This window comes from Austwickia sp. TVS 96-490-7B (assembly GCF_019331795.1).
Lineage (GTDB): Bacteria > Actinomycetota > Actinomycetes > Actinomycetales > Dermatophilaceae > Austwickia.
The window spans coordinates 578,960-597,892 of sequence record NZ_JAHPZL010000003.1 but is presented as its reverse complement, the minus strand read 5'-3'; the positions used below and the strand labels follow the sequence as shown (position 1 = coordinate 597,892).

The following is an 18,933-nucleotide window of genomic DNA, read 5'->3' as shown; positions in this document are numbered from 1 at the left end:
CAGGCGCGCTCAGCGGTCCTGCGTCCGGGCGGAGTACTTCGGGACTCTGAAAGTGACTTTGGTGCCCGCCCCGACAGCGGTCTCCACGACCAGGCCATAGTCATCACCGAAGGTTTGCCGGAGACGGGCATCGACATTGGCCAATCCCACATGATCGCCGCGCTCACCGGCCAACATGGCCCGGATTTCTTCCGGATCAGCTCCGACGCCGTCGTCTTCGATGGAGATTTCCGCGTCCAATCCGACATCCCGGGCGGTTAATGAGATGTGGCCGACCCCCGAAGAGGATTCAATGCCATGTTTGACGGCGTTTTCCACTAACGGCTGAATGGTCAAGGTGGGCACCTGGACGCTGAGTGCCTCCGGGGCGAGCATCAAGCTCACGACGAGTCGTTCTCCGAATCGGGCTTCTTCGAGCGTGAGATATCGCTCGATGTTTTCTAGTTCCTCAGAGAGCGTGGCCATCGGCCCGGAAGCGCGCAACGCATACCGGGTGAAATCAGCGAACTCCAAAAGCAACTCCCGCGCTCGTGGCGGGTCGGTGCGCACAAAACTGGCGATCGCGGCGAGGGAGTTGTAGATGAAATGCGGACTGATCTGTGCGCGCAGGGCACGCAGCTCGGCTTCCATCACGCGTTCTCGTTCGGTGGCCAGCTCAGCCAGGTCGAGCTGAGTGGAGATCCAGTCTGCGACTGCCTCAGTGGCCCGCACCAGGTCAGCGGAGACATCGTCGTCGTACGACGCGAGGACCGCGACGGTGCGTTCGTTGCTGATCACTGGGGCCAGAATGGCGCCACGGATGGGGCAGTCGAGGTGGTCACATTCCAGGTCGAGTGCCCCGACGTGGACCGTGGTGCCTTTTTCCAGGACTTCCTGACAGAGGTCGAGCGCTTGCCGACGGTGATGTTCGCCGACACCTTCCCAGGCGAGCACGGTGGTGGGGTCACACAAGGACACCGCAGACACCTGCAGCAAGGGGCGCAGATCTTTTGCGGCTCGACCAGCAGCCCGCGGCGTCAGACCGCTGCGCAGGTGGCGGGCCGCTTCTGACGCGACGTGGAGCGCCTGATAGGTGGCCCGTGCTTCCGGGGAGGACAACCGGCCGCGCCGTCGGATCGAAGCGCTGATCAGCAGGATCAACACCGCAGCGACTAAGGCCAGTCCGGTGATCATCGCCCAGCCCGGGACTTCTTCGAGGGCGGTAAGGGCTGATGCCTGGGCCGCTGTCGTCACCTCACGAACTCTAGGCTGGCGCCGTGACAACGGTCGAGAGGATCAATGCCATCGCTGAATGGCCGCAGGTTGCTGCGGTCATCACTGACGTCCGGGATGCTTGCACGCAGCTGCGCTGGCACCCGGCGTTGCGCCGCCGTATCCCGGAGGCAGCAGTGGAATCCCGGGTCCGTGGAGCTTGTGCCAGCGCCGAACTCGATGGGTCGCGGGCTGACCCGACGGTGGTGCGCCACTGGTTGTGCGCGGGGCTGCCGGAGCATCCAGCCGATCCGGCAGAAGATCTCCTCGTGGGAGCGGTGCGTGCGACCGTCGAGTCAGCGCACCTGTCCACCGCGGTACGCCGTACTCCCGCTTTGCTGCTCTCCCGACTGCATCTGGCAGCGGTGGGGACGTCCGTGCCGACCGACCAGGCGGGGCGGCCACGCACCGGGACGCAGAACTGCGCGGAACTGACCATGATCGGTCCGGCGCTCCCCGCCGAACAGGTGGCATCCCGGCTGGCCGGGATCACTGAACTGCTCACGGATTCGCGGCTCTCAGCAACGGTGGTGGCTGCCCTCGTGCATGCCGAGCTGGCGACGGTGCGTCCGTTTGTGCGAGGTAACGCCGTGGTGGCCCGCGCGGTGGAGCGAGCTTTCCTCACCGCGTCCGGGATCGACCCGACCGGAGTGAGCGTCCCGGAAGTCGGGTGGGCGGTGATCGGTGCGGGGGAGTACGGCGCAGCCTTACGGGCGTACGCCGAAGGCAGCGTCGCCGGGATGGAGCAGTGGATCCAGACGTGGGCTGAGGCGATGCTCATCGGAACGCGAGAAGGAACCCGGATCGCTGATGCCGTCCGCGCTGGGCGCCTCACGGCACCAGAACACGTCTCAGCGGCAGGCACGTTCGCTCATTCGGGAAAACTGAGCAAAAAATCGCACGATCCGATGTGATGTTGGTGACATTCCTCGACTCTTGTCGCACCCCTGTCAGAGGCGTACACCTGAACGTAAGACGGCGGGTCGCCCCGCCGCCGGAGGTGGGAAAAACGGGAACCCACTCGCGGGCTGTCCACTGATGGACATGACCGATCCAGCGGTATCTCCGCTGGTCGGAAGGTCAGATGCACGCTTGCTACCCCGTGATTCCCACCACCACGATGGCATCCTCGCTCGTCGAGGATGCCATCGTCACGTCCGGGGGGAAGGCGACACTGCGATGACAGATCAGTCCTGATTCAGCGCCGCCCGCCCCGGTCAACCTGACACGCATCCAGCGCGTTTGCCTCAGTCGCCTCAGAGAGGCACACTTGTTCCGGCGCTCCCCTCGGGTTGAGCGCAGCGCACCAACTCCTCCCCCCCGGAGTTAGGCGCGTTGGCGGCCCCCGTTGTCCCCCCAGCGGGGGCCGCCCCCTTATCTCCTCTCGGGGCGGCCCACCAGATCAGCCACCCAGCCGTCCACATCCCCTGACAGCCTCACCGCTGTCCACAGCGGCACTCCCGCCGCGACGCGCCCCCGCCGCAGCTCTGCCACCGTGCCGGGCATGACCACGCCTCGCACCCCACCAGCATCCGGCGCAGCAGCCCCGTCACGCACCGCCCGCACCATCACCGTCCTGGGAGCTTCCGGCGGACTGGGCACCTCCACCCTGGCCACCGCACTCGCCACCCGAGCGCGCCCCGCCTACCCCACCACCGCCTGCGTCGACGTCCACCCCGACAGTGGCGGCCTCGACGTTTTCTTCGACCACGAAGCTCTTCCCGCGGTCCGCTGGCCAGACCTGTCCGCCGCCCGTGGACGACTCGACGGCCCCGCACTCGCACAGATCCTCCCCGAAGTCACCCCGGGCTTGGTCGTCCTCGCCTCCGCCACCACCTCACCCACCACCCCCACCGACCCGGCCCTGCCCGATGCCACCGTGGTCCGCGCCACCCTCGACGCCCTCAGCGACGCCGTCGACCTCCTCATCCTCGACGCTGGCACCCGCTGCGACACCCTCCCGGACAGCGACGACCTCATCCTCGTCGTCGGATGCACCGTCCCCGCGCTCGCCCGCGCCGCCAGAGTCGCCGCCGATCTCGACCGTAGACTCCCCGCCCACACCCGAATCTGGGTGGTGCAACGCTGCCCCCGCGGCCGTGGCGACCTCGCCGACCAGGTCGCCGAACGTCTCGGCCTGCCCCTCCTCGGCCTCATCGAAGACGACCCCGGAATCGACCGACACCTCGCCCGCGGACACGCCCCCGCCACACACCCCGGACGACTCCGCCGCGCCGTCGACCGCCTCTGGGGCAACCTCCTGACCGCACAGGACGCCGCATGACCGACCCCACCAGCGTCGCCGCCCGCGTCAGCGAACTCATCCACGCTGGCCAAGCCCCCACCGCACATGGCGTCGACACCGTCCTCGCCGACGCCGCCGTCCTGCTCGGTGACCAAGGACTTGCCGCCGCCCGCCAAGAACTCAGCGCCCACGTCCTCGGTGCAGGCCCCCTCCAGCCCTGGCTCGACAACCCCGAGATCACCGACATCCTCGTCAACGGCACCAACGGCGTGTGGATCGACGACCCCCACGGTCTCCGCCGCATCGACTGCGACCTCGGCGACACCCACGACGTCCGCCGCCTCGCCGTCCGCCTCGCCGGCCAAGCTGGTCGACGACTCGACGACACCAGCCCCTACGTCGACGGCTGCCTCCCCGGCGGAATCCGGCTGCACGCCGTCCTCCCACCCCTCGTCGATGGCGCCGCCCACCTCAGCCTGCGCATCCCCCGGCGTACCGCCCCCACCCTCGACGACCTCACCGCCTGGGGATCGATCCCACCCCACTGGCGACCCACCCTGCACGCCCTCGTCGAACACCGACTGTCCTACGTCATCACTGGCGGCACCGGAACCGGTAAAACCACCCTGCTCGCAGCCCTGCTCCACCACGTTCCGCACCAGGAACGGATCGTCGTCGTCGAAGACGTCCGCGAACTGGCCGTACCCCACCCCCACACCGTCCGCCTCGAAGGACGCGCCCCCAACGTCGAAGGCCGCGGCGGCATCGACCTCGTCACCCTCGTCCGCCAATCCCTGCGGATGCGCCCCGACCGCCTCATCCTCGGAGAAGTCCGTGGCGCCGAAGTCCGTGAACTCCTCACCGCCCTCAACACCGGCCATGAAGGCGGCGCTGGCACCATCCACGCCAACCACATCCACGACGTCATCCCCCGCTTCGAAGCCCTCGGCGCGCTCGCCGGAATGACCCCCGCCGCCGTCCGCAGCCAAATGTCCAGCGCCCTCGACGTTGTCCTCCACCTCCGCCGAAGCAGCCACGGCCGAGAACTCGCCGCCATCGGCATCCTCACCGGCCGCGACGACCACCTCGCCGTCCTCACCGCGCTGCACGTCGACGACCCCACCCCCGGACCAGGATGGCCCCTCTTGGCCCAACGACTCCACCTGCCCCTGGACCACCCATGCCAGTGACCCCCACCGTCCTCGCCCTGCTGTGGATCGCCCTCCTGCTCTGGCCAGCCACCACCTACACCGGACCACCCCGCACCCCAGAGAGCCGACATGCCGACACCCTCCACCACTACTGGCGACACCTGCGCAGCTGGCAGCCACCACGGCGACGCCACCGCCAGCGCCGCGAAGCCTTCCTCAGCATCGTCGACGCCCTCGCACCTGCCCTTGAAGCAGGCCTCGACGGCCCCACCGCCCTCACCGAAGCCGCCCGCAGCTGCCCCGACCAGATGCTCGCAACCCACCTCGCCACCGCCGTCACCCAAGCCCGCACCGGCCTGCCCATCGGAGTGGCGCTGAGCACCTCCACCACCGACGCGCACGGCCTCGACCCCACCGAACTCCCCGGACTGATCCTCCTCGCCCGCGCCTGGACTCTCTCCGAACGCACCGGCGCGCCCCTGGCCGCGATGAGCAGCACCGTCGCCCAAATCACCCGCGCCGACCTCGCCGCCACCAGAGCCACCGAATCCGCCGTCGCCGAAGCCCGCGCCACCATTCGCGTCCTCATCGGACTACCCCTAGCCGGGCCTCTCCTCGCACCCGCCATCGGCATCTCACCCACCGACCTCTACGGCACCCCCGCCGCCGCGATCAGCACCCTGTGCGGTCTGGCCCTGCTCGTCGCCGGCTGGTACTGGATGCGCCGGCTCCTCACCCGCATAGACCAGGAACGACCCCGATGACTCCCCACACTCGCCTTCTGTGCGCCCTGCTCATCGGCCTCGCCGCCGTCCTGTGGTGGACCCACACCCGAGCCCACCTACCACCCACCGCACCCCCAACACCCACCCCAGATGCACCCACCGGCACCAGCCGCACCGCCGACACCGCCGCCGCCCACGACATCGCCACCACCTGCGACCTCGTCGCACTCGCCCTCACCTCCGGCATCGGCGTCAACGAAGCCCTCGACGCCGTCAGCGCGATCAGTGCCCCCGCACCCGCCGCCGCGCTGCGATGCCTCCTCGCCGGGCGGCACTGGGGCGTCGACGACACCGACGACGCCCACATCCTGCCCGCCCGATGGGCACCCCTCACCCGAGCACTCCGACTCGCCGACCACGGCGGCATCCCACCCTCCAACGCCCTACTACGCGCCGCCACCGACACCCGAACCAGGGCCCGCCACCACCTCGACATCGCCACCGCACGCCTACGCATCACCGTCGTCCTACCCCTCGGCCTGTGCTTCCTCCCCGCCTTCGTCCTCACCAGCGTCGTCCCCATCGTCCTCACCCTCGCCGTCGGCATCGCACGCCCCTAATCCACCGTCATCCACAACCCCACCCCGCCCGGACCACCACCCACAAGCACCAGCGGCGCACCCCACGCGCCAGGGTGCTCCCCACCAGGCTGAACCCACCAAACACCCCGCACAGAAAGACATCAGCAATGACCACAACCCTCGCCCGGCTCCTACGCCGCCCCCACACCCGACGCGAGCGCGAAGCCGGCATGACCACCGCCGAATACGCCATCGGCACCGTCGCCGCTTGCACCTTCGCGGCGCTGCTCATCGCCGTGGTCCGCTCACCCGAAATCCGCACCGCGCTGCTCGGCATCATCACTCGCGCCCTCGGACTCGGCCAATGACCACCCCCCGTCGGCGGGCCCGACCCCCCGCCGACGGGGACGCCGGCATGGTCACCGCAGAAATCGCCATCGGCATCCCCGCCGTCCTGCTCACCCTCATCCTCGGACTCGGGACAGCCCGAACCGCCCTCGACCAGATCCGCTGCCTCGACGCCGCCCGCGCCGGAGCCAGAGCCGCCGCCCGCGGCGACAGCGACACCGCCATCACCGCCATCACCCGGCAAGGCGCCCCCGACACCGCCACCATCCAGCTCAGCCGCACCGCAGGTTTCGTCCACGTCGACGTCACCGCACCCCCACCAGGACCCTGGCCACTCACCCAGCTACCACCCCTCCACGCCCGCGCCACCGCCGCCGACGAAACCACCCCCACCCCATGACCTGCCCCGCCACGCGCCCCACCGGCGACAACGGCTCCGGCACCGTCCTCACCCTCGCCGTCGTCACCGTCCTCATCAGCCTCATCCTCGGGCTCCTCGCCCTCGCAGCCGCCGTCCTCGCCAGCCATCGCGCCGCCACCGCCGCCGACCTCGCCGCGCTCGCGGCAGCAGCCAGCGTCGGAGGCGATGCCTGCTCCCGGGGAGGACTGGTCGCCGCCGCTCACGGAGCCACCCTCGAGCGGTGCGTCCTCGACGGTGACGACGTCGACATCACCGTCTCTGTCCCCACCGACTGGCCAGCGCTGCCCGCAGCGCGCGGACGGGCGAAAGCTGGGCCACCACGCCAGTGAATCCTGCTCCTGCAGAGCATGAATCCGGTCTCACGGGGAACAACTGTCGTCGTCCGGCGCACCACACACCCGTTCATCGGTGACGGGCTGCCCCACCGGACACACCTGGTTAGGGTGAAGCGCAGGCGGAAGGAGTGGGTGTGGGCGAACTCGAAGTCAGCACCAAGGAAGACCGGGGTGTGGCCATCGTCACTGTGGACGGTGACGTCGATGTCAGCAATGCCACCCGGCTGCGAGACACCCTGGACCATGTGCTCGCCACCGGACGGGCACATGTCGTGGTTGATGTGCGGGGAGTGCCCTTCATGGACTCCACCGGATTAGGGGTGCTCGTCGGCAGGATGAAAGTCGTGCGGGCCCGACGGGGCTCGATCAGATTGGTCGTGACAGCGCCACGAATGTTGCGGGTCTTGTCCATCACCGGGTTAGACACGGTTTTTCCGCTCTATGACACCCCTGAGGACGCAGTGGCCTCGTTTGGTGTGTCAGCCTCGGCGTAAATCTAAGAGAGTCAACGTCATTGGCGCCTTCGGATCCGACAAAGGTCTGCAAGGCGCGGCGGCAGCCGAGGACCGGCATTGTCCTGACACCGGGTCAGCGTCTAGCGTGGTCGCTGTGGTCGAGACCGTGCCACATCGGTCACGTCCAGAAGGGCATACCTCACCGTGTCCGGCTGTCTTCTCACCAGTCCTGCGCTGCCCTCCTGGTGGCACGGACGATCCCTCAGCGACCTGAGCCCAGAGCTCCGGGACACCCTCACCCATGATCTGTTACGGCGAGCCAGCGATCACTGCCCGCCAACAGAACGCCAATGCCTGCTCGACCAGGTGGTCTTACTCAATCGGCCCATCGCAGAATCGGTGGCTGGGCGATACCGCCGCCGAGGTGTGGACCTCGACGACCTCATCCAAGTCGCCTACGTGGGACTGATCAAAGCCGCCCAGGGATACCGCCCTGACGTCGGCTCAACCTTCCTGTCCTACGCCGTCCCCACCATCACCGGCGAAGTCAAACGATACTTCCGAGACCACAGCTGGGCAGTGCGCCCGCCACGACGGCTCCAAGAACTCCACGCCGAGGCCGAAGCAGCCCGGCGCGACCTCCACCACGAAACCGGACGCACCCCCACCCGCGCCGAAGTCGCCAAAAGAGTCGGCGTCGACGGACCAGAATGGGCCGAAGTAGAGCTCACCGAAGGATGCTTCACCGCGGTCAGCTTGGACTCTCCCGTACGCCGACACAGCTCGGCGGTACTAGCGGACCTCATCGTTGACGAGGTCGACCGCTTCAGCCACGTCGACGCATGGGAAACGCTACGGCCAGCGCTGCGCTCGCTGCCTGATCGGGATCAACGGATCCTCGCGTTGCGGTTTGTTGACGGATGGACTCAGGAGCGGATTGGCCGGGAGATCGGGGTCAGTCAGATGCAGGTTTCTCGGTTGTTGACCCGGATCCTGCAGGACCTGCGAGCCTTCATCGACCGTGAGGAGAGTCAGTGACGTTGCAGGAGAACCGGGATGTTCTCGCCGATCAGGACATCATGGCGCCGACAGTTAAGGTGGGTGCCGTGGAACGAGAGGTCACTGAGTCGAGGGCGCCGAAGGCGACCTCCCCTAATGCATCAGACTTCGCGGATATCGCCCGTCACCTGCATGCGCAGGGCGATGTGACGGACACCTTGCAGAGCATCGCGGAGATGGCCTGTGAAGCTGCCGGAGCGCAGATGTGTGGAGTGATGGTGGTCCATCGCGGTAACAAGGTGGAGACCGCGGCGGTCAGCGATCCGTTGGTCCAACAGGCCGATGATTTGCAACTCGCTGTCGGCGAAGGACCATGCCTGGAAGCCATTGATGATCACAGCACGTTCATCATCGCCGACACCGTCACGGAAACTCGCTGGCAGGCCTGGTGCCGTCAGGTGGTGGATCTGGGGATTCGCAGTGTCCTGTCGGTGCGGCTGTTTACGCAGGCCGAGACGATCGGCTCATTGAACCTGTATGGCGCTCAGCCCCACCAGTTTGACCATGAAGACGCTACCCTGGCCGCGATTTTCGCAGGTCATGCATCCGTGGCTTTGTCTGCGGCCCGCACCGAGAGCGGGTTGCGGGAGGCCATGGATGGGCGGCACCTGATCGGTTTGGCCCAGGGCATCCTGATGGAACGCTTCGATTTGACCACCGACCAGTCATTCGCGGTGCTGCGTCGCTATTCCCAGGATAAAAACATGAAGTTGCGGGCGGTGGCGGCGCATGTCGTCCAGTCTCGCGGATTGCCGAGCTGATCGAGGAGGGATGTGGCCTCGTCGGCAGGTGCTGGTGTGGTCGGTCAGACTCGAAGCATGATCACCACCGACGTACCTCAGCGTGACCTTGCCCTGATCGACCGATTGCGGGACGACCTCACCGAACTCGACATGACCGTCGACGGGGTGCATTCGCTCCTGGGTGCTCAGGCGGCTGCAGCGCTACACCACGAACTCACCATGCCCGCGCGGCGCCGCCTTGCCGGGGATGACAGCCCGTTGGGTACGGCGGTGGCCTTGTTTACCTTGGGTGCCGAGCTGCCGGTCGCGCAGGTGGCGGCAGCATTTCCTCGGACCGGAGGTGAAGGGCTGGCCCGGTTGGGGCTGGTGCTTCCCGGGGTGGAGGGCGCGCCCGGTGCGAGGCTGCGCGCCGCATGTGACCTGCGTCCGTACGGCGACGAGACCCATCACTGGTGGGTGACATCAGATCTGGGGGAGATGGCCACGGGTGGGCCGTTGGCGCCGGATCATGTGCTGGGGATTGGTGGCGCGTCAGCGACGTTGGCGTCGTGGACGCCGCGGCCGACGGTGGCGCGCGCGTTGGATTTGGGCACCGGGTGCGGGGTGCAGGCGTTGCACCTGCACGGCCATTGCGGCGAGGTGGTGGCCACTGATATCTCGCGGCGGGCGTTGGCTTTTGCGGCGTTCAATGCGGCCTTGGCTGGGCAGCAGTGGGATCTGCGGGCGGGCAGTCTCTTTGAACCGGTGGCGCAGGAGACCTTCGATCTGGTGGTGAGCAACCCGCCGTTCGTGATCACTCCGCGCCAGCCGGGCGTCCCGCGCTATGACTATCGCGATGGGGGGTTGACCGGTGACCGGATCGTCGCTGACCTGGTCGGTCAGGTGGGCGACCGGTTACGCCCGGGAGGCATAGCCCACTTGCTGGGCAACTGGGAGGTGCGGGCGGGGCAGAGTGGGCGGGAGGTGTGGGATGAGTGGTTGGACGGGACCGGTCTGGATGCCTGTGTCGTCCAACGGGACACCCAAGAGCCTTGGGAGTATGCGCGTACCTGGATCCGGGACGGTGGGCTGCAACCTGGTAGTGCTGCGCATGATGACTTGATGGGGGCCTGGATTGACGATTTCGCGCAGCGGCAGGTCCAGGAGATCGGTTTTGGGGTGATCACCCTGCATCGGCCGGACTCAGCAGATGGGCAGGTCAGAGCACCGTTTATCGAGGTGGTGGAGCACACTGGCCCGGTGGCTTCACCCATGGGTCCGACGGTGTGGGCAGCATTGCAGGCGCGCATCTGGCTGGCTGAGCACGGCGTATCTGGAGTGTTGGAACGGGCATGGCAGGTCGCGGACGATGTCACCGAGGAACGCTTTGGTCGGCCCGGTGCCCCCGACCCTGCGGTGATTCGGATCCGGCAGGGCGGGGGACTGGGCGCGGCGGTCCAGGTCGACACGGTGGTGGCCGCTTTTGTCGGTGTCTGCGATGGTGAGCTCACCGCAGGTCAGGCGCTCGGAGCGATTGCTGCATTGGTGGAACGCCCGGTCGCACAGGTCATCGCCGAGGCGTGGCCGACGATCCACCAGCTGATCGCGGATGGTTTTTTGCGTCCGGCATAACCTTGGCGCCGCCGCTCACTGGCGCAGACCACCCGGCGCAGGTCACCCGACGTGGAACGGGTGTCCTTCGCCGCGGATCGCGCTGATCTGGCCAGCGGCATCTTTGGCGTCGCCGGTATAGACCAGCCGGTAGGTCCCGGCCGGAGTGTCAGCTGGAACTGCCCAGGTCAGGGTGACAGTTGAGGCGGCGATCCCGGAGCGGGCCCAGGCGAAGGACGTGGCGAAGTCGTTGTCGTCAGCAATCCGCACCCACCGGTCGCCATCACGTCGTTCCACCTGCATCAGACTGCTGCGCCGATGCACGCTGTTGTTGGGATGGGCGCCAACAAATACGGCGCTGGCATGTCCGCCGGGCGCCACGCTGGCAGTGGTCGGGGCGCCCGGGGTGTCGGGCAATCCGGGGGTGCCATCGATCTGGTCGCCGTACTGATGTTCCGGGCTGGGGGAGTCCAGGAGGACTTTCCCGACGGCGCTTTCCACGCTCGCTCGTGGCGCTGGTGGAGTCCCGATCGGAGTGGCTCGCCCGTCACGCAGGTCACGGCCCAGCCGATCCACCACACCTTGGAAGGTGGGGGTGGTCCATTTGCCGAAGATCGTGGCGCCGCCTTCATAGTCCTGCCGGTCGTATTCCTCCGGGGTGGTGAAGTAGTGGGAATAGGCATTGGTCACGCCTTGCAGGATCACTTTGTCGGCGGTGGTGCCGAGGGCGGCGGCCAGAGTGTCTTGCAGGCGAATTCCAGTGCCCGCAGTCATTTCTCCGGGCATCCCGAGGAGATAGACATCACCGATCCGGAAGACCTGCACCGGCACAACCGTTTGGACCCCGTCCAGTGCGCCAGATTCAAACAGGGTTGCTTTGGGGGACTGGCACTGCCGGAATGCCGGGTCGGCGTCGTACGTCGGCTTGGTCAGCACCGCGAAGAACGGGTTGCCATCGACCCCTTCGGCCAGGAAGGTGGCACCGCCACCGCCGTCCTCCGTGCTGGACGCTCCGAAAGCCGCGCCGAGGGTGGCCCGGCACGTGGACTCGTCATGACCGGTGCGGGTGAATGCTGCTGGCGCGGAGGCGTGTTGCATGTCGACGTAGATGATGCGTGAGTCCAGCGGACCGGTCACGGCGGTGCGGGGACCCTTCAGCTGTCCGTACGCCGCGTCGAATTGGCGTTGGCCGATGATTCGCATGTTGTCGAACTGGTCGGTGGTGGGGCCGGTGCCTGGCTTCAAGCCGAGGTTCGCGGTGGCATCACCGCCGTTGCTGATGGCAAACCCGGCGACCATCGCGGGGCTGCCGCCCTGGTTGATGGCTTCATAGTCGACGCCAGCTCGTCCGCGTTCCCACAACCATTCGGCGTACCCCTTGTTGTCGGTGGAGATCAGGGTGTTTTTGCTGGTGAGACTGGTGGGGTGGACGGCAAACCAGTTGATCGCGCCGACGGTGGCGCCCGCGCGGTCAAAGGTCAATGTGACCGATCGGGGATCGATCCCGTCGGGGAGGCGAGCGGTGAGCTCGTCGGGGTTGCGATCAAAGGCCAACCGGCTGCGGTTGACGCTGGCGTTGGTCAGGGCGCTACTGCTCACGTTGATCCTGGTGGGTGCCAGGTCCGCTTCGGCGCGATCGACCGCAGCGAGCAAGCCGTCCTTGACCGCGGTGAAGGTGTCCTGATGAGTGCCCATCGTGGTGACGTTGTACAGGCTGTATTCGCCGGTGCCGCCGGGAGTGGCGTGGGTGTGGATGCCGCCGATCATGACGTTTGCTTCGCCGTACCTGCTGCCGTAGCGGTCGGCGAGCGCGGTGAGCACGTCGCGGCGGATTTTTGATTCGCCGGTGAGCATGTCGCCGAGGAGGTAAAGCAGGCGGGTGCCGGTGTGCGGGTCGACGATGACGAAGGCTCGGGCGTGTTGCCGCATGTGGATGCCGCTGGTTTTTTGGGTGGAGTCGCCGTAGCCGAGCATGCCGTTTTCGCCGGGTTCGCCGGTGATGTCAGCTAGTCCGCGTCCGACGAGGTAGGTCGGTGAGGTGGCGGTTGGGGTGGTCGTGGCGGGTGGGGTGGCGGCGGCTTCGGGGGCCGCACCACCGAGGGTGATCAGAGGGAGAGCGAGGAGGGCGGTGACGGCGCGAGTACGGCGTCGTCGCGGGTGGGTGCGGGGATCATCGCAGGTGGGTCGGTGCAGAGTGTGGCGGGTCGGATGGACTGGCATGGCACTCCTTCGGCACGGCACGTGAAGTACGGGGGCGTACGTGGGGGCATCGTCCTGGGCGACCTGAATAGTGCGGTGGTCACGGACAACGCCGTCCGTCGAACCACGACCGGTGAAGTGATCTCCACCACACCGACGTGTTGGCAACGTAAGGGGAGTGGCTGGAGTGGACAAGGGGGCATGCCGTTCCCTGACCGAGATTTGACCTTCCTGACACTCTGTCACCCCGGTGGGGTGCATCGGGTGGATGCGCGAACGCTCGCCCTGACCGCACCGGGATGCACATCTGCGATCACCGGCGGGTCCGACGACAGCGCAGGTTGGGGTGAGCGCTACGCTCGGGGCGCGACCCGATCGGTCGTATCGTGTCCGGGGCATCCACGTCGAAACGGCGACGAATCCGCCGTACGTGGCTAGACGAACAGGAAACGCGAACTGTGGCAGGAAGTGCACTCCGCCGACTCGTCATCGTTGAGTCGCCGAACAAGGTCAAGAACATCGCCGCTTACCTGGGCGAGGGCTATACCGTCGAAGCCTCCTCGGGGCACATCCGCGACCTGCCCAACCCCTCTGAGCTGCCCGCCGACATGAAGAAGGGCCCGTACGGTCGGTTCGCGGTCGACGTCGATCACGACTTCGAGCCGTATTACGTCGTTGACGCTGACAAGAAACGCCGAGTCACTGAGCTGCGGCGGCTCATGAAGGAATCCGACGAGCTGTACCTGGCGACCGATGAGGACCGCGAAGGCGAAGCGATCGCCTGGCATCTGTTGGAAGTCCTCAAACCGAAGATTCCGGTACGGCGCATGGTGTTCCACGAGATCACCAAAGAAGCGATCCAGCGGGCGCTCCATGAGACTCGTGACCTGGACAATCGGCTCGTTGATGCTCAGGAGACCCGTCGTATCCTCGACCGTCTTTACGGCTACGAGGTGTCCCCGGTGTTGTGGCGTAAGGTCCGTCAGGGCTTGTCTGCCGGTCGGGTTCAGTCGGTGGTGACCCGGATGGTCGTCGAACGGGAACGGGAACGTATGGCGTTCCGGTCGGCGTCGTACTGGGATGTTGAGGGCACTTTCGCGGCAGGCAAGGAAAGTTTCGACGCGAAACTTGTCGCTCTGGACGGGGCCCGGGTCGCGGTGGGGCGGGACTTCGACGACACGGGTGTGTTGCGTTCTGACGCGTTGGTGCATCTTGATGAGGCGGCGGCGCGCGCGGTGGCTGCCGCGACGCTCGCTGCGCAGGCCACCGTGATTGATGTGGCCGAGAAGCCCTATACGCGCCGTCCGTACGCGCCGTTTACCACGTCCACGCTCCAGCAGGAAGCGGGCCGCAAATTGCGGATGACGTCGCGCACCTGCATGTCTGTCGCGCAACGCCTGTATGAGGGCGGCTACATCACCTATATGCGTACGGACTCCACGACGCTGTCCGATTCGGCCTTAACGGCGGCTCGCACCCAAGCCCGCGACATGTACGGCGCCGCGTATGTGCCGGACCGGCCGCGCCGCTACGAGAAGAAAGTCAAGAACGCCCAGGAAGCTCACGAGGCGATCCGACCGGCCGGTGACCGGTTCCGCACGCCAGCGCAGGTCGCGGGGGAGCTGCGCGGCCAAGAGTTCGACCTGTATGAGCTCATTTGGAAACGCACGGTCGCCAGTCAGATGGCTGATGCCAGCGGCTCGACTGCGACGGTGCGTCTCGGCGTGGACCTGACCGGTGCGCCACATCGCCGCGCCGAGTTCAGCGCCAGCGGCACGGTCATCACCTTCCGGGGTTTCCTCGCGGCGTACGACGAGGGCCGCGATGACGACGATCTGGCCCGTGCTGCGGCTCGCGCGGAGGAGCGTCGCCTACCGAAGGTCAGCGTCGGTCTCGGCGTCGAGGTGCGTGACACCAGCGCTGACGGGCACGAGACGACCCCACCTGCTCGGTACACCGAAGCGACGATGGTGGCTGCGATGGAAGAAAAAGGCATCGGCCGCCCCTCCACGTACGCCGCGACGATCGCCACCATCCAAGATCGCGGCTATGTCACCAAACGGGGCAGCGCCCTGGTGCCCACCTGGTTGGCTTTTGCGGTCACGCAACTGTTGGAGACGCATTTCGCGCAACTCGTCGATTACGAGTTCACTGCGCGGATGGAAGAAGATCTCGACGAGATCGCGGGCGGCTCTCGCGGCCGGGTCGACTGGCTCACTCGGTTCTACTTCGGCGACCAGGCCCGCGACGGTGAAGGTCTGCGTGAACTCGTCGACGACCTCGGTGACATCGACGCTAAGGAGATCTCGACGATCCCTCTCGGCGACGGCATGGTGGTGCGGGTCGGTCGCTACGGCCCGTACGTCGAAGAAGTCGCTCCGGTCGGTGTCGACCCCGCCACCGGGGAAATCGCTGACCACGTCGCTACTGAGGACGTCAAGACGCGCCGCGCCACCCTGCGGGAAGATCTGGCTCCGGACGAACTCACCCCAGCAAAAGCTCGTGAACTGCTTGAGGTGGCCTCCGACGACGGCCGTGAACTGGGCACCAACCCCGCCACGGGTCGCAAGATCGTCGCCCGCGCCGGACGGTATGGCCCCTACGTCACGGAGGTCCTCACCGACGAGGAGGACGCACTCAAGGGCAAAGCCAAACCCAAGCCGGGGACCGCGTCGCTCTTTGCCAGCATGGACCTAGCCACCGTCGACCTCGACACTGCGCTGAAACTGCTCAGTCTGCCCCGGACATTGGGCACAGACGCTGAAGGGGTGGAGATCACCGCGCAGAACGGCCGCTACGGTCCCTACCTGAAAAAGGGCACCGACTCGCGCACCTTGGACAGCGAAGAGCGGCTGTTCGACATCACCCTCGACGAGGCGTTGGCGATTTACGCCCAGCCCAAGCAGCGGGGCCGAGCAGCGGCGAAACCGCCGTTGGCGTCGTTCGATCCCGACCCGGTCAGTGGCAAACCGGTCGTGGTCAAAGATGGCCGTTTCGGCCCGTACGTCACTGATGGGGAGACCAACGCGACCCTACGGCGCGACGACGACCCCGACACCTTGACGGCAGACCGCGCCTATGAACTCCTCGCGGACAAACGGGCCAAGGGGCCGGTGACGCGGAAACGCGCAGCGAAGAAGACCACCAAGTCCACGTCCAAGGCGGCTGGTACGTCGAAGACCGCCGGTACGTCGAAGACCGCCGGTACGTCGAAGACGGCAGCGAAGAAGACCACTGCGAAGAAGACCGCAACGACAGGGACAGGCACAGCGAAGAAAACCACCGCCAAAAAAACCACCGCGAAGAAAGCCGCGACGAAGAACACCGATACTGCGTAGTAACTGGCCTTTCTGCGCAGTGATCGACCTGGGGGCCGGCTACGGGTGACCGTGGGCGGCCCCCAGGCGTCGTATCGCAGTGGCGCTGACCTGACAACGATCCTCGACACTGCCGAGAAGCCCGCTGCCGCAGCGCTTTCGCAGGTCATCGGGGGTGCAAGCTCAGCAGTGCGGGTGTATCGCCGATGAGAAGTGCGACACCGGCCCCACACCGGCACCACCCCGACAAGGCGGACCTCAAGTCCGCACACGATGCCTGACAGGAGATTCCACCGACATGGATGTCGCCGCACTCGCTCAGTCAGTCTTGGGTAGCCGCGCGGATGCGGCGATGGCCGACGCGCAGATCTCCGTCCTGAAAAAGGCGATGGACACGCAGGGCGCTGCCGCCACGAAACTGTTGGATTCGTTGGCTCTTCCGCTAGCTACCGAAGGCGCCCTGGGGCGCCACGTCAATACCTATTGCTGACCCGCTGCTCATCGTTTGCTGACCCGCTGCTCATCGCGCGCCGCTCCCCATTGAGGGGTCCGGCGCGCGCAGTCTGTCCGGGTGTCCCCACCGTGAGACTGGGGGTCCTGCCCTGTCGGTGTCCTGCCCTAGGCTGCCTGATGTGACAGCACAGGATCGGTCAGCCACATCCTCTTCGCAGCCCCGCCGGGGAGTGCTCATCGCGTTTGAAGGTGGTGACGGCGCCGGAAAATCGACGCAGATCGCCCGGTTGACGAGATGGTTGGCGGCGCATGGGCGCGAGTTCGTGGTGACTCGGGAGCCAGGAGGCACCGAGCTGGGCGAGCGGGTCCGTGAAGTGTTGCTGCATGGGGGCGCGGTGTCGGCGCGCGCTGAGGCATTGCTCTTTGCTGCCGATCGGGCGCACCACGTGGACACCGTGATCCGGCCAGCGTTGGAGGCCGGCCAGGATGTCATCACCGACCGGTTCATGGACTCCTCGATCGCCTACCAGGGGGCAGGGCGGGCCTTGGGCGCCGACGAAGTCAAAGACTTGTCGTTGTGGGCGACCGGCGGTCTGCTCCCTGACCTGACCGTGCTGCTGGACGTGGCAGTCGACGTCGGTGCGGCACGACGTACGGGCCACCCGGACCGGTTAGAAGCGGAAGTGGGCGGATTCCACGAGCGGGTCCGGGCACATTTCTTGGCGTTGGCGCAGGCCGAGCCAGCACGCTACCTGGTGGTCGACGCGTCCCTGCCGTCAGCGCAGATCGGCCAGGTCATCGCCGACCGGTTAGTCGCCACCGGTTGGTTTGGGAGCGGCACGTGAGTGTCTGGGACGACCTGGTCGGGCAACAGGGCACGGTGCACGTGTTGCAGCGCGCCATCGCTCATCCAGGGGCGATGACACATGCGTGGCTGTTCACCGGGCCACCAGGATCCGGGCGGTCCACAGCGGCCCGGGCGTTCGCGGCGGCCTTGCAATGCCCAGATGGAGGCTGCGGCCACTGCCGAGAGTGCCGTACGGCGATCGAAGGCACCCACGCCGACGTGACTGTCCTCGCCACGGAAGGCCTATCGATCCGGGTGGAACAGGCACGGACCTTGGCCGCGACCGCAGCGTTGCGTCCCAGCGTGGGCGCATGGCGGGTCATCATCGTCGAGGACGCAGACCGGTTGACGGAACGCGCCGCCGACGCCCTGCTCAAAGCCTTAGAAGAACCCGCCGCCCGCACCGTGTGGATGTTGTGCGCGCCATCGCTGCACGACGTCATCATCACCATCCGCAGCCGAAGCCGCCATCTCCGGTTGCGGATCCCGCCGGTAGACGATGTCGCAGCGTTACTGCAGCGCCGCGACGGAATCGACGCGTCAGCGGCATTATTCGCAGCGCGAGCAGCGCAAAGCCACATCGGATTGGCGCGGCGCCTCGCCCGTGACGCCGGCGCTCGGGAACGCCGCCGCGACGTCGTGCGGGTCGCCTCGCAGATCCGCGACGTCGCTGACGCCATCACGGCGGCAGCACAACTGACAGCGTTGGCCGGAGCCGAATCCGGTGCTGCCGGAAGTGAACGTGACGCAGCCGAAAAAGCCCGCCTGCTAGAAACGTTGGGGGCCGACCCGTCCGCGCGGGTGCAACCACCGCATGTGCGCTCCCAAGTCACCGCGTTGGAAAAAGAACAGAAAGCGCGCGCGACCCGGCGCGCTCGAGACGTCGTCGACCGGGCACTGGTCGACCTGATGTCCGTCTACCGGGACGCGTTGGTGCTGCGGTGGGGCAGCCCCGTGGCCTTGATCAACGAAGACCTGCGCAGCGACGTGGAGCCGGTGGCACGGGCGTTCCCCCCGGAGCGGATCGTGCTCGCGATGGACGCGATCAGTACGGCCCGAGACCGGATCGCCGCGAATGTCGCACCGCTGCTGGCCCTCGAAGCAATGGCGATCGACCTGCGCCTGCCAGTACACCGCTGATCACGCAGCGGCCCCGCAGCCCAGGTAGGGTCGGTGAACCGGTAGCGTCTGTGAGGAATTCGGCTGGGCGGAG

Annotated in this window: 20 protein-coding genes; 17 read left to right on the top strand and 3 right to left on the bottom strand. The window is 66.9% G+C overall.

All coding sequences use genetic code 11. The annotated features are described in order from the left end of the window. Positions 1-9: 9 nt before the first annotated feature. Positions 10-1,233: a sensor histidine kinase gene (locus tag KEM60_RS05240; RefSeq protein WP_255574280.1), complete on the bottom strand. Its 1,224-nt coding sequence runs from the start codon at positions 1,231-1,233 to the stop codon at positions 10-12. 23 nt (positions 1,234-1,256) lie between these two features. Here KEM60_RS05240 and KEM60_RS05235 point away from each other — a divergent pair, with 23 nt between their 5' ends. After that, positions 1,257-2,165, top strand: a complete 909-nt coding sequence (locus tag KEM60_RS05235) for a Fic family protein (RefSeq protein WP_219106422.1) — start codon at positions 1,257-1,259, stop codon at positions 2,163-2,165. A gap of 460 nt (positions 2,166-2,625) precedes the next feature. Here the strand turns inward: KEM60_RS05235 and KEM60_RS16460 are convergent, their stop codons facing one another. Further along, positions 2,626-2,757, bottom strand: coding sequence for a hypothetical protein (locus KEM60_RS16460; protein WP_255574279.1), 132 nt, complete (start codon positions 2,755-2,757; stop codon positions 2,626-2,628). Between KEM60_RS16460 and KEM60_RS05230 the strand changes: the two genes are divergently transcribed. The 11 genes from KEM60_RS05230 (at position 2,756) to KEM60_RS05180 (ending at position 10,925) form a co-directional block, all read left to right on the top strand. Further along, entirely contained in the window at positions 2,756-3,535 is a 780-nt protein-coding gene (locus tag KEM60_RS05230) for a hypothetical protein (RefSeq protein ID WP_219106421.1), read from the top strand. The two genes, KEM60_RS16460 and KEM60_RS05230, sit on opposite strands and share 2 nt — an antisense overlap. Further along, the gene (locus KEM60_RS05225; RefSeq protein WP_219106420.1) at positions 3,532-4,686 is read left to right on the top strand and encodes a TadA family conjugal transfer-associated ATPase; all 1,155 of its coding nucleotides are present in this window, start codon (positions 3,532-3,534) and stop codon (positions 4,684-4,686) included. Before KEM60_RS05230 ends, KEM60_RS05225 begins: the two co-directional genes overlap by 4 nt. Continuing rightward, on the top strand, positions 4,677-5,411 hold the full coding sequence (locus KEM60_RS05220) for a type II secretion system F family protein (protein WP_219106419.1): 735 nt from the start codon (positions 4,677-4,679) through the stop codon (positions 5,409-5,411). The genes KEM60_RS05225 and KEM60_RS05220 overlap by 10 nt, the downstream gene beginning before the upstream one ends. Then, positions 5,408-5,992: a type II secretion system F family protein gene (locus KEM60_RS05215; RefSeq protein WP_219106418.1), complete on the top strand. Its 585-nt coding sequence runs from the start codon at positions 5,408-5,410 to the stop codon at positions 5,990-5,992. Before KEM60_RS05220 ends, KEM60_RS05215 begins: the two co-directional genes overlap by 4 nt. Positions 5,993-6,120: 128 nt before the next feature. Next, a complete protein-coding gene (locus KEM60_RS05210; RefSeq protein ID WP_219106417.1) occupies positions 6,121-6,321 on the top strand; it encodes a DUF4244 domain-containing protein in 201 nt (66 codons plus the stop codon). After that, positions 6,318-6,701: a TadE family type IV pilus minor pilin gene (locus KEM60_RS05205; RefSeq protein WP_219106416.1), complete on the top strand. Its 384-nt coding sequence runs from the start codon at positions 6,318-6,320 to the stop codon at positions 6,699-6,701. The genes KEM60_RS05210 and KEM60_RS05205 overlap by 4 nt, the downstream gene beginning before the upstream one ends. After that, positions 6,698-7,051, top strand: coding sequence for an Rv3654c family TadE-like protein (locus tag KEM60_RS05200; RefSeq protein ID WP_219106415.1), 354 nt, complete (start codon positions 6,698-6,700; stop codon positions 7,049-7,051). Before KEM60_RS05205 ends, KEM60_RS05200 begins: the two co-directional genes overlap by 4 nt. Before the next feature lie 140 nt (positions 7,052-7,191). After that, complete coding sequence (locus KEM60_RS05195; protein ID WP_219106414.1) at positions 7,192-7,551, top strand: STAS domain-containing protein; 360 nt, start codon at positions 7,192-7,194, stop codon at positions 7,549-7,551. A 165-nt stretch (positions 7,552-7,716) separates the two neighbouring features. Next, positions 7,717-8,550, top strand: a complete 834-nt coding sequence (locus KEM60_RS05190; RefSeq protein ID WP_255574274.1) for a sigma-70 family RNA polymerase sigma factor — start codon at positions 7,717-7,719, stop codon at positions 8,548-8,550. After that, positions 8,547-9,332 carry a GAF and ANTAR domain-containing protein gene (locus KEM60_RS05185; RefSeq protein WP_255574273.1) on the top strand — a complete coding sequence of 262 codons (786 nt, stop codon included), beginning with the start codon at positions 8,547-8,549 and terminating at the stop codon, positions 9,330-9,332. The genes KEM60_RS05190 and KEM60_RS05185 overlap by 4 nt, the downstream gene beginning before the upstream one ends. Positions 9,333-9,389: 57 nt before the next feature. Then, positions 9,390-10,925 (top strand): methyltransferase, encoded by a 1,536-nt coding sequence (locus tag KEM60_RS05180; RefSeq protein ID WP_219106413.1) that lies wholly within the window; start codon positions 9,390-9,392, stop codon positions 10,923-10,925. A 42-nt stretch (positions 10,926-10,967) separates the two neighbouring features. Here KEM60_RS05180 and KEM60_RS05175 read toward each other — a convergent pair whose 3' ends face one another. Continuing rightward, positions 10,968-13,124, bottom strand: coding sequence for a neutral/alkaline non-lysosomal ceramidase N-terminal domain-containing protein (locus KEM60_RS05175; RefSeq protein ID WP_219106412.1), 2,157 nt, complete (start codon positions 13,122-13,124; stop codon positions 10,968-10,970). Positions 13,125-13,561: 437 nt separating this feature from the next. Here KEM60_RS05175 and topA point away from each other — a divergent pair, with 437 nt between their 5' ends. From topA to KEM60_RS05150, 5 genes are all read left to right on the top strand, one after another. After that, positions 13,562-16,441 carry a type I DNA topoisomerase gene (topA, locus tag KEM60_RS05170; RefSeq protein ID WP_219106594.1) on the top strand — a complete coding sequence of 960 codons (2,880 nt, stop codon included), beginning with the start codon at positions 13,562-13,564 and terminating at the stop codon, positions 16,439-16,441. A 51-nt stretch (positions 16,442-16,492) separates the two neighbouring features. Further along, complete coding sequence (locus KEM60_RS05165) at positions 16,493-16,630, top strand: hypothetical protein (RefSeq protein ID WP_219106411.1); 138 nt, start codon at positions 16,493-16,495, stop codon at positions 16,628-16,630. Positions 16,631-16,718: 88 nt separating this feature from the next. After that, a complete protein-coding gene (locus KEM60_RS05160) occupies positions 16,719-16,910 on the top strand; it encodes a YjfB family protein (RefSeq protein ID WP_219106410.1) in 192 nt (63 codons plus the stop codon). A 142-nt stretch (positions 16,911-17,052) separates the two neighbouring features. Then, positions 17,053-17,718, top strand: coding sequence for a dTMP kinase (gene tmk / locus KEM60_RS05155; RefSeq protein WP_219106409.1), 666 nt, complete (start codon positions 17,053-17,055; stop codon positions 17,716-17,718). After that, a complete protein-coding gene (locus KEM60_RS05150; RefSeq protein ID WP_219106408.1) occupies positions 17,715-18,860 on the top strand; it encodes a DNA polymerase III subunit delta' in 1,146 nt (381 codons plus the stop codon). Before tmk ends, KEM60_RS05150 begins: the two co-directional genes overlap by 4 nt. The last annotated feature ends 73 nt before the right edge of the window (positions 18,861-18,933 follow it).